The sequence below is a fragment of the Nostoc sp. LEGE 12454 genome (assembly GCF_056620565.1).
On sequence record NZ_JBWQXL010000014.1, the window covers coordinates 133,231 to 148,323 of the forward strand.

Sequence of the window (15,093 nt, forward strand, 5' to 3'; positions counted from 1 at the left end):
ACATTAGATAATATATAAATCAATACCCAGTTTTTCAACTTTGTGAACACAGGGGCAATAATGACTATAGCAATCCTATTTGAGTTGTGAAAAATATAAATTAGAAAACGAACCGCCAAGGACGCCAAGGACGCAAAGGAAAGAAAGAAGAAAGAGAGATATAATTTTCACGAATGATTTAGGACTGCTATATTAAAGAACAAATTAACCAAGAATTAGAAAAATTACCTGAACCATTATTACAAGAAATTTTAGACTTTGTACAATTTTTGCAAGTCAAACATCAAACAAACAGCATATCTTCAGATACCCAACCTGAACAAAAGCTTGTAACAGAGCATACCTTAACAGGTTCTACTGCTGAAGATTTATTAGAGTTTGTGGGCAGTTGGGAAGGTTCAGATATTAGAGAATGCCTGCAACTAGTTCATGACAGTCGGATGCCTCTAGAATTTTAATTATGTATCTCTTGGATACTAATCACTGTTCCTTCTTAATGGAAGGTGTGCCTAGCGTTGTAAATCACTTGCGATCGCTTGGTCAGGTACAATTAACAACCAGGACAAGTCAGAGAAATTTCTTGGTAAAGTTGGGTGTAAATTAAACAGGGTAAAAAAACAGCTAATTTACACCTACTCAATTAATGCAAAAACTTCTCCACACATCTCACAAATATTTCCACACCCATTCCCCATTTTCTATCCCCTATTCCCTCTATCGGAACCACCAACTTCCTCTATTGCTGTAAAACTGAAACCGTCCAAAACCAAGAAATTGACCGTGAGATTTTTCACCCGCAGGGAATGCAGTAACACCCAATAAGTAAACACCAGAAAAGCTTGGATTACTTACAGGGCGGAGGGCGATGGTAATTGTCTGTCCTGGAGTTACAGGTGGGTCAAAGTTTACAGAAACCGTGCGTGTCTTGCGGTCGTTTGTGACTGAGCCTAGTTTCAGTTGGGTTTCTCTGCGATCGCGTTTTCCGACAAATGCACGGGTATCATCAAGATTGTAGCGGATGTTTTCTGACCCCTCTTTTTGTGCGATCGTTACCTTCTGGAGAGATTCTCCAGCATTTTCTGGCACATTGATAGTGAAATAGTAAGTTGCGCCCCAGACATTCACCTCTTTATAAGTAGTTGTCGCGTTAACAAGTGTTGGCGGTTGGACGAAATAGACTAGGCCATCTCTAAGCTGCACGGCTTGAGTTACCGGAAGCGTAACTTCTCCAATGCCTATTGCTAACGAGAGTGTTATTCCAAACAAAGTTGTAAGGCGCATGATTCAGATATAAAAAAACGCACTTATTCTCATTCTAGTTCCTTGGGAATCAATGACTTAGGAACGATCGAAGCTTGTTTTTCCCCAAACGAAGATTTTGTATACCACCAAGCCCAAGCAATTAAAACAGCTTGAAGGGGAAGCCTAACTACGTGTACCCAAGGTGAGTTTGGTATATGTTCAATCTTAATCAGATTAGCCGCCATGTAAATATTCGCTGGGTAAACAGCAATAAAAAGAGCAAGAAGCCCCCAAGCAGCAGCTTGACTTACAGGCGGAACTAACAACCCGATACCACCCAAAATTTCATAAAAGCCACTGAGATAAACTAATCCTAAAGGGTAAGGTAGTGGCGGCGGCACAATTTTGACATATTCTTGTGGAACAACAAAGTGTGTTACTCCAACGACAATGATGCATATAGCAAGGATGACACGTAATGTTTCCTTATGCTTATTCATGGTTTTTGCCTCTTTATATACTTGCCCTATTACTTCAGTTTGACTGACGGATGTTAATCTGCATTGAGTCAATAGGAGTAAAAATCGACAAAATTTTCCAAAGTACTTACAAAAGCGATCGCAAGTATAAATATAACTGATACACCGGACTGTACTCAAAGATTGATTTACTAAAAGACTTCCAAATAAAAAAATATCCCAAAACTGACGCAAAAATTCTCTCTATTTCTTGTCTCTCTGTGTTCTCTGCGCCTGGAGTGGTAGCCTGCGGCAAGACGCTTCTCTACGTTCGCGCAGCGTCTGTCTGCGACACGCAGCACGAATGCGCCTACGTTTATTTTATTTGGATAATTTATTTCTTGGAAATCTCTAACTCTGTCATGGCTCGCTTGGTAAAGCAAAATACATTTTTATTAAAAATTTATTAAATCTACTTGTAATTTTAACTACGTTCGTATTGGTATAACGACGGCAGGATAAAAGACTAATACTTGCTGCTTAACAATACTTTTGCCAAGCGTTTGGTGTCTAGGCTTGTTCTACGTCAAGCCTTGCAAATTGGCAAAGGTTGTGTTAATTGTGCGTAGTTTTTTCCGCGATCGCATCGGATTTCTACAGATTCATTTTGACTCAACGATCAAAATTTGGAGAAAAAAAATGACAACTACAACAACAGCTAATGCTAATAATCTATACAATGTACAAAATCAGTGGGGTGGTGCCTCTGCTCCGTGGAATCCTGGTGGAGTATGGATAATTGGAGCTAGAGCAGATCAGCGCATTGTCGAACTCAAAGTTTCATCCAGTGACAACGGCAAGACACTTACTGGAACCACAACATATTCTGGTGAAGGCCCCATCGGTTTTAAGGCTACCTTAACTGGGAGCGACAACTACAACGTAGAAAACCAGTGGGGAGGCTCATCTGCTCCGTGGAATCCCGGCGGGACTTGGGTACTCGGCTCTCGCGGAAATCAAAATGTTGTTGCGATCGATGTTACATCCAGCGACGGCGGTAAAACCCTGACTGGAACTATCACTTATGCTGGTGAAGGCCCCATCGGTTTTAAGAGTGCTGCTGTTGATGGCCGTGTCTATAATGTGGAAAACCAATGGGGAGGCTCATCTGCTGCGTGGAATCCTGGTGGAACTTGGGTACTTGGCTCTCGATCGAATCAAAATGTTGTTGCGATCGATATTACATCGAACGACGACGGTAAAACCCTGACTGGAACTATCACTTATGCTGGTGAAGGCCCCATCGGCTTTAAAGGTAACATTGTTGGCAGCAACAACTACACAGTAGAAAACCAGTGGGGTGGTAATACAGCGCCGTGGAATCCTGGTGGTACTTGGCTAATCGGTAGTCGTGTAGGACAGAATGTAGTAGCGCTCAACGTCACATCTAGTGATGGTGGGAAGACCTTAACTGGAACCACAACATATTCTGGTGAAGGGCCTATCGGCTTCCGATCGCACCAAATCTAAAAAGGCGATCGCGACCGATTCTCGGTTAAGTAGGTACTGAACCCAACTCCCAACCCCCTCCCCGCTGTCTCGTGGCAGGGGGCTATTTGTTTTATTAGGAAACGCTATAATAATCGCCAATAAATAATATAGTTTCCCTAGTCTTAACTATCGGGAAACTCAACGCTTAGAACTCTTTAAGCTAAATCTAATTTTTCTCGAACTATTCCCTCATCTCTAAAACCTACCAACACAGCTGTTCCATCCTTAACGAAAAGTGGACGTTTGAGCAGCATTGCGTCGTGAGTGAATGCATCAACCCACTGTTCATCAGCCCAAATCTTCTTTTCATCTCCTAAAGCGCGGTAGGATTGACCGGAGGTGTTTCGCATAGGAGCAAAACCCAAAGACTTTACCCAGTTTTGAATCATCTCACGAGTCGGCGGAGTATCTTTGGTGTTGATAAACTCATGGTCAATGTTGTTGTGTTGGAGCCACGTCAAAGCTTTTTTGCAAGTGCTGCAATTGGGAATTCCGTAGACTTGAATAGACATAAAATAATTAAGCAACAATCTCCATATATGACATAGTAGGTGGAACTTCTGCCACCAATGCTCTTGTCGTAGAATCTCTATAGCAGAAATTTAAGAGTAGCGATCGCTTTTAGAAATCGGTAATTCCAAGCATGGAACTCTCTGAAATACCAAGGAGTAGTTTTACTAACACTTTTATCCATAAAAAATATGAGCGATGCCTTTAACCGACTTGCACCCTTCATCCAAGAATATATTTATCATCACCAGTGGACTGAATTACGCCCAGTTCAAATTGCCGCTTGTCAAGTTATATTTGACACTGATGCTCACTTGCTAGTTACTGCTGCAACTGCTGCTGGTAAAACAGAAGCAGCTTTTTTACCAGTTTTGACTTTATTATATGAAAACCCTGCTGCCACAATTGGCGCATTATACATTAGTCCAATCAAAGCTTTAATTAACGATCAATTTGAGCGTCTCAACGACTTACTCAAAGAAGCAGATATTCCAGTTTGGCACTGGCATGGCGATGTTTCGCAAACTAGAAAAAATAAGCTTTTAAAGAATCCTCAAGGCATTCTCCAAATTACCCCAGAGTCTCTGGAAAGTTTGTTAATTAATAAAAATAACGACTTACTTCGCTTATTTGGTGATTTAAAATTTGTCATTATTGATGAAATTCACGCTTTTATGGGTTCAGAACGCGGTTGTCAAATTATTTGCCAATTACAACGTTTAGCAAAGTTGACCCAAAAACAACCGCGTCGTATTGGTTTATCGGCAACTCTTGGGGATTATTCAATAGCGGAAAATTGGCTGCGATCGGGAACAGATAAGCCAGTAATTACACCAAAAGTTGACGGTATAAAACGCCAGATAAAACTAGCGGTAGAACATTTTTATATTACTGATGAAGTAGATGAATCAGAAGCGACAGCAGATGAACAATATATTTTCAACCTCAGCAAATCTCGCAAATGCCTGATATTTGCTAATAATCGCACACGTACCGAATCTGTAATTGCATCTTTGCGACAAATTGCCACAAAACAAGGATTACCAGATATATATCATGTGCATCATGGGAGTATATCTGCTAGCTTACGGCAAGCTGCTGAAAATGCGATGCGCGAACCCAACAATCCAGCTGTTACCGCCGCCACTTTGACTCTAGAATTAGGCATAGATATCGGTCATTTAGAGCGAGTGATTCAGTTAGAATCACCCTTGTCTGTAGCTAGCTTTTTACAACGCTTGGGACGAAGTGGTAGAAGAGGAGAAGTTGCTGATATGCGTTTTGTCTGCGCTGAAGATAAGCTTTTACCAGAAGCTTCTCTCCCAGAACAAATTCCCTGGCAGCTTTTACAGTGTATTGCGATCGTTCAACTTTATTTAGAGGAACAATGGATTGAACCAATTAGACCAATAAAATATCCTTTGAGTTTGCTTTATCACCAAACAATGAGTATTTTAACAGCAGCAGGAGAAATCTCAGCTAATGCCCTAGCTAAACAAATTTTTAGCCTGCCGCCCTTTGCTGCGATTTCCAAAGAGGATTTACAACTATTACTACGTTATTTAATTGATATTGGTCATATTCAGCATACTGAACAAGGTAAATTAATCCTGGGTTTGGCAGGAGAAAAGATAGTGAGAAAATTTCAGTTTTATGCTGTCTTTGCCGAACAGCAAGAATATATTGTTAAGCAAGGTACAACAGAAATTGGCAGTATTGTCACGCCGCTTCCTGTTGGTAATCAATTTGCTTTAGCTGGCAGAAGTTGGGAAGTCGTAGAAGTTGACTTTAAAAAGAAGGTTATTTTTGTTAAACAAGCTGAGGGTAAATCTAGTATTTATTGGCGTGGTGGTGGTGGAACTATTCATACCAAAGTTTTGCAACGAATGCAGCAAGTCTTATTTGAGAAGATCGAGTATAGTTACTTACAAAAAAATGCTTTGGAACGGTTATGTCAAGTTCGCCAAATGGCGCAGCAAGTTGGATTAGATAAGCAGAATATTTTACAATTAGAAAAAGGTAAATGCTATATTTTCCCTTGGATGGGTACGGTTGCTTATCGCACCTTAGAAAGATTACTCAACTCATACTGTCGGGAATCGTTGGAAATTACAAGTATTGGCGGAGTAAATCCCTATTATTTTACAATTAAATTAGGCAAGGATAAATTTAAAGATCTTTATCCTGAAATTACTTCATTATGCGAACAAAGAATTACTTCAGAAGATTTAGTCAGTACCTCTGAGGCACCGGAAATTCAAAAGTACGATAGCTTTATTCCTCATCCACTTTTATGGAAAGCTTTTGCTAACGATTATTTAGATATGAATGAACTGAAACAGCAAGTGGCATTGTGGAGAGAATAAAAAATAATTTTTAATTATTTAAAATCAGCTATTTTTTAATTAATTTCTGGAGCGGTCGCAAAATTTAACTGCCCTGCATAACACTCTACCAGAGGTAACTCACCATATTCCTTGGGGATTTCAATTTTGGGATTCTCTGGCTTACCTTTCAATCGATTCTGCAAAATCAGCAGTGTACTATCAATACTTAGCCAAGTCTTCTATTTCATCCCCTGTCTGAATATCTAAACTGTAATCTAGGTTTCCGGCAGCAATTTCTGCTGTTCCTGCTTATAATTTTTGAGCAACCAACGGTTCAATTTTAGCACCTCGGTCTATTGCCTCCAGATAGCTCATAGGCCCTAAATAAGCCATATCTAGCTTATCCTGTAGCAGCCAGTCAATGATTTGCTTTACATATTTATGTACAGCTTTGTATAAAATTGTAGTGTTTTTAAACAGAGAGTATTTTTAAATTGGAATTTGAATCCAGAATTCTGTGCCTTTTCCTGGTTCTGATAGACAATTCAAAATTCCACCATGTTTTTCTACTACAATTTGGTAGCTGATTGACAGTCCTAGACCTGTTCCCTTACCTACCTGTTTTGTGGTGAAAAATGGATCGAATAACCGCTTTTTAATATCTTCTACCATTCCTAATCCGTTGTCAGCAATTCGGATGACAACAAATTTACTCTCTAAAATTTCAGTACGAATTACAATTTGCGGTTTATGATTTGTTTTTATCTTGGTCATTGACTCTTCTAAGGCATCGATCGCATTAGTTAAAATATTCATAAATACTTGATTAAGTTGCCCAGCATAACAATCAACTAGAGGCAAATCACCATATTCTTTAACTATGGATATATCTAAGCCAATTCCATTATTTTTCCAGCGATGATGCAAAATTAATAAGGTATTTTCAATCCCTTCATGAATGTCAACTAATTTTTTATCTGCTTCATCATGGCGAGAAAAATTTCGCAATCCTAAAACAATTTCACGGATACGATTAGTACCCATATTCATCGAGGAGAGGAGTTGAGAAAGGTCACTAGTAAGAAATTCCAAATCAATTTTTTTAGCAAAATTTTCAATTTCTACTTCCGGTTGGGGATAATATTGCTGATAAAGTTGCAAGAGAGTTAACATCTCTTGAAAATATTCGTTAGCATAGGTTAAGTTACCATGAATAAAATTAACTGGATTGTTGATTTCATGAGCAACCCCAGCGACTAATTGTCCTAAGCTAGACATCTTTTCATTTTGGATCAGTTGAGATTGAGTTTGTTGCAATTTATGCAAGGTTTCGGTGAGTTTTTCAGCTTGAGTTTGAGCTTCTAAAGTAGCAGTGCGGCTTTGGATATAAACTTGTGCATGGTCGATAGCGATCGCTAGTTGATCGCAAACAGCTTGTAAAAGATTAATTTCACTGTTAGTCCAAATGCGATCGCCACTACAATGACTGCACACAATTGCTCCAATCTCGCCAGAATTACTTTTAACTGGTAGCATTAGTTGAGATGTGATGCCAAATTCAGTTAAAAGTTCTTGCATATCATAATCAAGTTGTGATTTACGATTAATATTTTCGATGCAAATTAGCTCTTGAGAGAGAAGATTTTGAGTTAAAAAATTGCTTTTTTGCAGTGGAATACTGCCTAACATACTTGTCAAGTTAGGGTTTCGTGCTTCATAAGTAATAGTTAAGCTTGCTTGGGATGGGTGCGGTAAATAAGAAAGAAAGTAGCAACGATCGATTTGTAATAAGCTGCGAATTTCATTCACAGCAGTTTCTAGGATCATATCTAGGTCAAGAGAACTGCGGATTTGACTAGCTAGACGCAGTAACAAGGCTTCTCGACGGCTGAGGAGTTCTTCTCGCGCCCAGATTCGGTCAATAGCCACAGCAATATTATTAGCAATCCAATTTAATAGGTTATGAGTTGGTTCGGTAAATAATTGCTTACTAAATAAAGCCATTATACCGATTATTTGCTGCTCTACTATTAGGGGATAAGCAGAAAATCGAGAAATTGAAAATGTAGACTCTATAAGCTTTTCTGAATGATTAACGGATAGTTCTTGGTTAAATATAACTTGATGATTTTGAATCATTGAGCCAATAATATTATTGACTAGAGCAATATGTTCTGGGAAATCTTGAGTATCGCTCAAAGTACTACAAGTAATATCTGTGCAATGAACACCAGCTTGTAATTGTAGCTGGTTTGTTTGGCGTTCAAATGTCCAGATACAAACAAAGCCGATATCAAGGTATTGGGAAATAGTATTTGTACAATTTTGCAAAATTTCTGGAAGTGTGCCACTTTGAGATAAGGCTAAACTGACTTCTGCACTCAAAACTGACAAGCGCGATCGCTCCAATAAAGCTAACTCTGAAAGCTTACGCTGTGTAATATCTGTGCGAATCGATACATATTGATAGGGCTTTCCATCTTGTCCCAACATTGGGGCGATCAAAGTATCCACCCAATAAAAAGTGCCATCCTTAGCTTTATTTTGAATTTCTCCTTTCCAGATTTTCCCTTGGGCAATAGTTTTCCATAAGTTTGCAAAAAATTCTTTTGTATGGTGTCCAGAATTTATAATCCGATGATCTTGCCCTAAAAGTTCTTCTGAAGAATATTTAGAAACTTCACAAAATAAGTCATTGACATAGGTTATCCTTCCAGTTATATCAGTAATAGCTACTAGTGAATGGGCATTTAAGGCAAATTTAAAAGCTTTTAATTCTTGGATAGAATTTTTTAGTGCTATCTCATTCTGTTTATTAGCAGTAATGTCACGAGCTACTGCATAAATCAATTTTTCTTCACTGAAACTAGTCGCATTCCATGATAGCCATTTATAAGAACCATCCCGACAAAGATAGCGGTTTTCAAAGCTGACTGCATCTACAGATTGTGTAATTTTCTGGGCTACTGTAATAGTTAAGTCTCGATCTTCAGGGTGAATAAATTCGATAAAGGGTTTAGCAACGAGTTCCTGAATTGACCAACCTAGTGTTTTTGTCCATACTGGATTTAAATACTTAAAATAACCATCAAAATTAGCAATACACAATAAATCTATAGAAAGTGAGAAAAATCGAGAGTATTTTTCTTCAGATTGCTTGTACTCAGATTTAACTAATTTCATCAGCTTTTTGGGTATAATTTTTTGGAAATAAAAGTTAAGACATTTATCGTTAAAATCGAATAACCATTGCAATAGAATGTTTCAATCTAGAGACTCGCCTAATGTCAGTTAAGACGAAGACGGGTTACTTACGAATAAAAACGTAATGAGCTTGATAGTAAAGCCAATAAGTATCTACTAGTTTTTAGTGAATAATACCAATTCTTTATTAAGACGCATAGAAAGAATCTCACCGGCTACAGCACCTTCCCAAAACATCGGGGAGGTTGGGAGGGGTAAAAATAATGTGCAACTTCACATAAAATTGGTATAAGCTAGCTAGCTGTTGACTTAATTCTTTACTAAATAAAGGTTTCCCTAAAAAGCTGTAAAGTAAACATTTAGATTTTAAATTTAAGATAAGAAGTGTTACGTAAACTGAATTAATCAGAACTTTTATCTGTAATTGTCCTTAAAATAGCTAAGGCATTAGTGCCACAAAGCGTAATTCGTAGCTAAAAATTCAATTACGAATTATGAATTACATAGCTTGCTTCTCGCCTTTGGCGAGTATCACAAATTATTTTAAGCAATACTCCCGCGCTTTCTGGCTTCTTTGTAAGAAGTTCCCACATTTTTTAGGCCAGCTTTAATCATTTGTTGTTCGAGAAGCGCAAAGAAACGCGCTTTATCGCCACCTTTTACTACTGCTTGATTATGCGCTTCGGCGATCGCTACAGGATAGCCATATCCTTTTTGCACTTGTGCTAACATCAGTCCCAGTGCTTGATCTAACATGGTTGCATTCTCGGCTACCCATGCCGGAACTTCAATTCGGGCGATTTCGGTGCCAACGTGGACGTAGCAAAAGTAAATGGTTTGATCGCCATAAAGTTCGAGAATAGGAGAATTGCTGCGCCATAGGGTACTACGTTGTCCTGGTTTGAGTCGGGTTAACCAAACAGAAGTATCTCGCAACTGTTCAAAAATTTTACAAGCTACTTTTTCTAGCTGATTTGGGCAATAAGTTTTACAGTCTGGCACTGGATGAGGACAAGCTAATAACCGTAAAAAGTTCATTGTTTCGATGCTGCGAGAGGCGCTAAGATAGCCCATTAAAGGAATTCGAGCATCACGCATCTGCTGCCAAGCTTCTAGGATGGGGGGTAAAATGCGATCGCGTGCATCCATCGGCAATTGTTCTAAAAACCAGTAAATTAGCGAACCATCTACCATCGCTAACGCTGGCGTTTCCGCTTGTGCTGCATCACACGCAAGTTCTGCTAACACCGTTGTTTCTGAAGCAGTGCGGCGAAAACTCATCCATTCCTCGGTTCTAATTCCCCATTGCCGAGACATATATAAATCTTCTGGGCGATAAAATACTTCTGGTAAACTATCGAGTAGCGGATGGCGATTTTGTCCGTAGTGCAAGACGACTCTGCCAATATTTAGCAGATAACAGTAAGCAATTTCATGATGGTTGGGAGCAATTTGGGAACCATCGGTAGCGATGACAGTATGAATTTTTGGGGGAACTGGGATATCGATGCAGGTTTCTAGCGGCTCAATTGGGGTAGCATTAGCAAAGAGAATGCGATCGCGCCATTTTTCTTGGCGATCGATTAAATCTTGTTGACACTCGTAAGCATTTTTTAAATGTTGTTGTGCCAGTTCTAAACGTTGACGACTAGCAGCAGCTTCTAAGGTAAGATGCTGACTTAAACCCTGCATTTGTCGCGCTAGTTTTGTTAAATCAAGCATAAAAGTAAGTGCGAAGTGAGGAGTGAATACTTGTGAGTTATTATTTCACCTAAATTGACAAAATACATATTTGATTTATCTAAATACGTCAGAAATTAAATATGCATTATTCAAAATCCTTGTAGAGACGTAGCACTGCTACATCTCTTTTTCACTAGATATTTAATATATTAAAGCCAAGCTGAGAAATCTTTGGCAAACTGAGAAAGTGATAACAACTGAATTCGCGGATCGTTTTGAGCAGATTCCCTTTCTGCTTGGGTATTATAGCCCCAGTCCGCAAGGAAAAGTTTTACATCCTCAAGGTCTGCTTGCTGTTGGACTAACTGTAATGTCTTGAGTCTATCTTCTACAAACCAAAGACTAACAGATTTGTCTTCTGCTGACTGAATTAAGTCTCGCAAAATTTCATATTTGGGACGCTTGACTTCTTTTCCAAAGATTGCTTCTGGTGGTAAACTCACTCCTTCTTGTTGCAACAACTGCTGTACAAAACGCCCTTCTTTAGTTGTCACAATGTATAGTTTAACTCCATTGTCAATAGTTAATTTGATTTTTTCTACTACAGCCGGATAAAATCTATGCAGACTCAGCCAACCATCTAAATCCGTGGTAATCCATTCATCTCGCTGGTTATCTAGTTTTGCACCAATTTCTCTTGCTTGTAGCTTATCATTTAACAAAATTTGTGGGGCAATGCTTACCCATTCATGAAGAATCTTTTCGTCAGAAATTCCATCTATCAAGGCTTTAATTAAAATGGGCATTTCCCAACCTGTTTCAATCACAGGTCTTAGGCGATAGAATCTCAAAGCTAAATCATCTGGCGGTGTATCGTTAGCAGAAGACCAAATTTCACAGTAGGTACGCCATGCTACCTCAAAATATTCAATTAATCCGTCGCAAATCACTCCATCAAAGTCCAGGGCTAAAATTTTGGGACTACTTGCGGTCATTGGTTTGAGAATAAAACTGCTGTTGTCAGCTTATCCGACAAATTTAGATCGTGCAGTAATTTTTGTTAGTCTTTTATAATTCATAAATTTGCTGAAAAAGTGTGGTGGCATTGTAAAATTTGATTTGTTAACGGTAGGTTAACGAGGATCTACAGCAGGTTTGCGATCGACTAAACGAATTTGGTTTTGCTTGACTACTACGGTGATTAGTGGTACAAAACGTTTAGCTGGGCTGCGAACAACTCGACCCTAAGAATCGTATTGAGATCCATGACAAGCACAAATAAAGTGATTATTTTCAATATCCCACTCGACTGTACATCCTAAATGGGTGCAGATTGGACTGATAGCTTACTCAGCAATCTGTGGTTCGTCGTGAATAATCAGATAATTTTACCAGAATCGGAATTCCTGACTTTGCGGTTGCAATAGTGCACTAGCTTCAATTTGTTTGCCGTCTTCAGCCAGTGCCACCGATCCTGGAAGATAATTTTGACAGCGTGAATTGTTGGGATAAAGTGAAGCATTGGGTTTTTAGGTCTATCTAAGGACTTTGGCTGACTTTGGGAAATAGATATCCGATAGCTACTGATACAACTGTATTACTCTATCATATAGGTTAAAAAATCCCGGCGCGTTTTTATCCTCGCCGGAATTTTGCCATTACTAGAATAATCTTCTATGATGATTGGATTTACCAAGAAAAGTGTACTAATATACACGGTGCGATCGCATTAGGATTAATGTACATTTGTGTTTACTGTGGGTTGAGTTTCATAAAATTAGTTTTTTAAGAGTTGCGCCTAAACTGAAATTTTTCATTATTATTTATTTCTGGAGTAGGAAGTTATTTATAAACCTCAGAGCTAGACTATAACCTCAGATATGTTCCTTAGAAAATATCTTCAAAAGATTCTCTCAAACTCTCTCCAGAGAAAGAACTCTTTGTGCCTTTAATTTTTTAAGCTGTTGTTAGTCGAGTTCCATATTTTAATAACTGAAAGCGCCATGAGTGATAAAAATCAAGAAAATCAAATTAATCAACCAGTAAGCGAAGATCGGGATTCTCGTGAAAAGCCAGATGTGAACGAAAGAAACTTAACCGCGAATCCAGGAGATAGAATTTCTGATAAGCCTCAATCAGTTGAAGAGAAGGCTAAACAGGCAGCTGTTGATGATGTACCAGACATTACAGGCGACAAAATCACAGTCCCAACTTACTTCGTTGTGGATGAACCTGATGGTGAAAAAAAGGCACTCCACCATGTTAAAGATGCTGAAGAAATTTCCGACGTAATTCGGGAAGCACGAGTTGACGAAAATGGAAATCGAGTTTGGTGGTAGTTGTTTATTAAATACGCAGAGACGCAAAGAAGTTATTAAATACTCTCTGCTTCTTTGCGTCTTGCGCTGACAGCAGATTGAAGATATTTTCCTCTGCATTGGAATACACTCTAAATTAAATCAGAATCTTTAGTTGCATTAGCATTTATTTCGCTCCAAATCTTTGCAACTTTGTTTCCTATTTCTTCTGGTAAGAACTCAGTTTTTTTGTCTTGTCTATAGTTTAAGCCTTTTATATGCTTCATCTAGTGGATAATGCATTATTTCCATTTTTCCATCTGAACCACTGATTCCATTAATATTATTTATAATTGACACTGTTTATAATTCAGCTTCTAACTGCTCAATCGTTGGCAAATTTCCTTGCAACGGTTTCGGTAAAGTATCTTTTAGCTAGTAAAGTAATAGTAATTTTTTATTGACTACAACTGCGACCCGTAACTGGTAATAGACTTAGCTTGTGTACTTCACCAACTTGAAACCTGCTGTATACAAGTATCCAGCATTACTTCAGTATTTTTGCGGTATCGTTTAAACAGGATGTGAGTGAAATTTGCAAGAATTTACGCAAGAGCGATCGCCCCAACTTCAATATTTTTTCATTAAAAACATTTTTTAGCGCCCAAAAATTAAAGGTTCTAAAAAGTCGTCACTTGTACCTTTGACATCAGAGTGTATACCCTGAATAATATTCTTACGTAAAAATCCATACTTATATAAGACTCATAGTTTATTTTTGCTAAATAGACTCAGAGCAAGACCCGATCGGGCTTGCTCTGAGTTAGCTTGGCTTTTAAAAATAAAATGTGATTGTTATATAAACTGGTATTAATAGGGTTGCATTATGCATTTCTCGAATTCAAGAACCAGCTTAAAAACTTGTCAAAAAAACAATAAAATAGGTACATTTATTTTGACTTATAACAACATTGTACTGCTTACTGGGTATTTAATCACTCTACCGATTTGTACATTAATAATTTTATCCTTATTGTTACCCTTATTCAGCGCCAGTATCTTCGCTTCCATTGAAAACTCGTATCACTCTACATCGATTCCTTGGATAGATAATGCATCTGAATGCGAACATACTGGCAGAAATTGGAGCGATCGCAAGTGTTGGGATAACGAACACAATCCCATGTTTTGAATGAAGATTGCATTCAGAAAGGATACAAACAATTAGAACTATTGCCTAATTTGACAAAAAAGCGTAGGCGTAGACATCGCTCTCATCGATGAAACTAAGTAAATTCCTATCTAACTCGCTAATTGCAAAATAAGCATCAATAATATGCAATTGTCGCATTAATACGGATTTACTATAGCTTCACAGATGCGATTCTAAATGAGGGAATAAAGATGGATACCCCTGGTAAACACCAGGGGCTTTTTCTTTAACTGTAAAGTAGCACGATCGCATCACATTGCTGAGATGGAAGCGCGATGTCTCTTGACTCGCTGCTGTAGGTCTATCCACTTATTGTCCAGTCAAAGGTAAAGAGCTATGTCTACGACAGGCTACGCCTAAGCTATTTTAAGAATATGTAATAAATATTACATATTCTATTCTAATTTTTTAGTTAGTTCTAGGGAACTGAGCAATTTTCCACATTGCCTTTCTAATTAAATGATGCTGAATTTATTCCCTTAGGCATCATGTAAAAATAACTTGAACAATTTGCCGAATGGTTAGATGATCGGAATGTAACCGAATTAAAGGCTTATATGTCTGATAAGCAGGTAGTAGAAAGCATTCAAGACAAGTACGATTCGTTA

At 38.2% G+C, this 15,093-nt stretch carries 13 protein-coding genes and 1 pseudogene; 5 read left to right on the forward strand and 9 right to left on the reverse strand.

The window, feature by feature from the left end; all coding sequences use genetic code 11:
* The first annotated feature begins 203 nt into the window (after positions 1-203).
* Positions 204-458 (forward strand): DUF2281 domain-containing protein, encoded by a 255-nt coding sequence (locus AC1F2U_RS17265; protein ID WP_480262228.1) that lies wholly within the window; start codon positions 204-206, stop codon positions 456-458.
* A 256-nt stretch (positions 459-714) separates the two neighbouring features.
* Here AC1F2U_RS17265 and AC1F2U_RS17270 read toward each other — a convergent pair whose 3' ends face one another.
* Positions 715-1,281: a DUF2808 domain-containing protein gene (locus AC1F2U_RS17270; RefSeq protein ID WP_480262211.1), complete on the reverse strand. Its 567-nt coding sequence runs from the start codon at positions 1,279-1,281 to the stop codon at positions 715-717.
* Positions 1,282-1,310: 29 nt separating this feature from the next.
* Positions 1,311-1,742, reverse strand: coding sequence for a DoxX family protein (locus tag AC1F2U_RS17275; protein ID WP_480262212.1), 432 nt, complete (start codon positions 1,740-1,742; stop codon positions 1,311-1,313).
* A 657-nt stretch (positions 1,743-2,399) separates the two neighbouring features.
* Here AC1F2U_RS17275 and AC1F2U_RS17280 point away from each other — a divergent pair.
* Positions 2,400-3,230, forward strand: coding sequence for a lectin OAA family protein (locus AC1F2U_RS17280; protein ID WP_480262213.1), 831 nt, complete (start codon positions 2,400-2,402; stop codon positions 3,228-3,230).
* 176 nt (positions 3,231-3,406) lie between these two features.
* On the opposite strand, the gene AC1F2U_RS17285 is transcribed toward AC1F2U_RS17280, so the two are convergent.
* Complete coding sequence (locus tag AC1F2U_RS17285) at positions 3,407-3,763, reverse strand: Spx/MgsR family RNA polymerase-binding regulatory protein (RefSeq protein WP_480262214.1); 357 nt, start codon at positions 3,761-3,763, stop codon at positions 3,407-3,409.
* Positions 3,764-3,952: 189 nt separating this feature from the next.
* Here AC1F2U_RS17285 and AC1F2U_RS17290 point away from each other — a divergent pair, with 189 nt between their 5' ends.
* Positions 3,953-6,127, forward strand: coding sequence for a DEAD/DEAH box helicase (locus AC1F2U_RS17290; RefSeq protein WP_480262215.1), 2,175 nt, complete (start codon positions 3,953-3,955; stop codon positions 6,125-6,127).
* Positions 6,128-6,189: 62 nt separating this feature from the next.
* Here the strand turns inward: AC1F2U_RS17290 and AC1F2U_RS17295 are convergent.
* The 6 genes and pseudogenes from AC1F2U_RS17295 to AC1F2U_RS17320 all read right to left on the reverse strand — a co-directional run.
* Positions 6,190-6,312, reverse strand: a pseudogene (locus AC1F2U_RS17295) (sensor histidine kinase); the annotation flags it as partial.
* Positions 6,308-6,382, reverse strand: coding sequence for a HAMP domain-containing protein (locus AC1F2U_RS17300; RefSeq protein WP_480262229.1), 75 nt, complete (start codon positions 6,380-6,382; stop codon positions 6,308-6,310). The pseudogene AC1F2U_RS17295 and the gene AC1F2U_RS17300, both read right to left, overlap by 5 nt.
* Before the next feature lie 195 nt (positions 6,383-6,577).
* Positions 6,578-9,271, reverse strand: a complete 2,694-nt coding sequence (locus AC1F2U_RS17305) for a PAS domain S-box protein (protein WP_480262216.1) — start codon at positions 9,269-9,271, stop codon at positions 6,578-6,580.
* Between the two features lie 564 nt (positions 9,272-9,835).
* The gene (locus AC1F2U_RS17310) at positions 9,836-11,014 is read right to left on the reverse strand and encodes a DNA double-strand break repair nuclease NurA (protein ID WP_480262217.1); all 1,179 of its coding nucleotides are present in this window, start codon (positions 11,012-11,014) and stop codon (positions 9,836-9,838) included.
* Positions 11,015-11,184: 170 nt separating this feature from the next.
* A complete protein-coding gene (locus AC1F2U_RS17315) occupies positions 11,185-11,970 on the reverse strand; it encodes an HAD family hydrolase (protein ID WP_480262218.1) in 786 nt (261 codons plus the stop codon).
* A 249-nt stretch (positions 11,971-12,219) separates the two neighbouring features.
* The gene (locus tag AC1F2U_RS17320; RefSeq protein WP_480262230.1) at positions 12,220-12,318 is read right to left on the reverse strand and encodes a QcrA and Rieske domain-containing protein; all 99 of its coding nucleotides are present in this window, start codon (positions 12,316-12,318) and stop codon (positions 12,220-12,222) included.
* A gap of 660 nt (positions 12,319-12,978) precedes the next feature.
* Between AC1F2U_RS17320 and AC1F2U_RS17325 the strand changes: the two genes are divergently transcribed.
* Together AC1F2U_RS17325 and AC1F2U_RS17330 are read left to right on the forward strand one after the other, a co-directional pair.
* Positions 12,979-13,314: a hypothetical protein gene (locus tag AC1F2U_RS17325; RefSeq protein ID WP_480262219.1), complete on the forward strand. Its 336-nt coding sequence runs from the start codon at positions 12,979-12,981 to the stop codon at positions 13,312-13,314.
* Between the two features lie 913 nt (positions 13,315-14,227).
* Positions 14,228-14,464, forward strand: a complete 237-nt coding sequence (locus tag AC1F2U_RS17330; protein ID WP_480262220.1) for a hypothetical protein — start codon at positions 14,228-14,230, stop codon at positions 14,462-14,464.
* The last annotated feature ends 629 nt before the right edge of the window (positions 14,465-15,093 follow it).

What these genes read in the sequence shown, in the direction of transcription:
- AC1F2U_RS17315 (WP_480262218.1), bottom strand. Translation starts at nt 11,970, where the DNA reads ATGACCGCAAGTAGTCCCAAAATTTTAGCCCTGGACTTTGATGGAGTG.
- AC1F2U_RS17325 (WP_480262219.1), top strand. Translation starts at nt 12,979, where the DNA reads ATGAGTGATAAAAATCAAGAAAATCAAATTAATCAACCAGTAAGCGAA.
- AC1F2U_RS17290 (WP_480262215.1), top strand. Translation starts at nt 3,953, where the DNA reads ATGAGCGATGCCTTTAACCGACTTGCACCCTTCATCCAAGAATATATT.
- AC1F2U_RS17275 (WP_480262212.1), bottom strand. Translation starts at nt 1,742, where the DNA reads ATGAATAAGCATAAGGAAACATTACGTGTCATCCTTGCTATATGCATC.
- AC1F2U_RS17270 (WP_480262211.1), bottom strand. Translation starts at nt 1,281, where the DNA reads ATGCGCCTTACAACTTTGTTTGGAATAACACTCTCGTTAGCAATAGGC.
- AC1F2U_RS17310 (WP_480262217.1), bottom strand. Translation starts at nt 11,014, where the DNA reads ATGCTTGATTTAACAAAACTAGCGCGACAAATGCAGGGTTTAAGTCAG.
- AC1F2U_RS17280 (WP_480262213.1), top strand. Translation starts at nt 2,400, where the DNA reads ATGACAACTACAACAACAGCTAATGCTAATAATCTATACAATGTACAA.
- AC1F2U_RS17305 (WP_480262216.1), bottom strand. Translation starts at nt 9,271, where the DNA reads ATGAAATTAGTTAAATCTGAGTACAAGCAATCTGAAGAAAAATACTCT.
- AC1F2U_RS17285 (WP_480262214.1), bottom strand. Translation starts at nt 3,763, where the DNA reads ATGTCTATTCAAGTCTACGGAATTCCCAATTGCAGCACTTGCAAAAAA.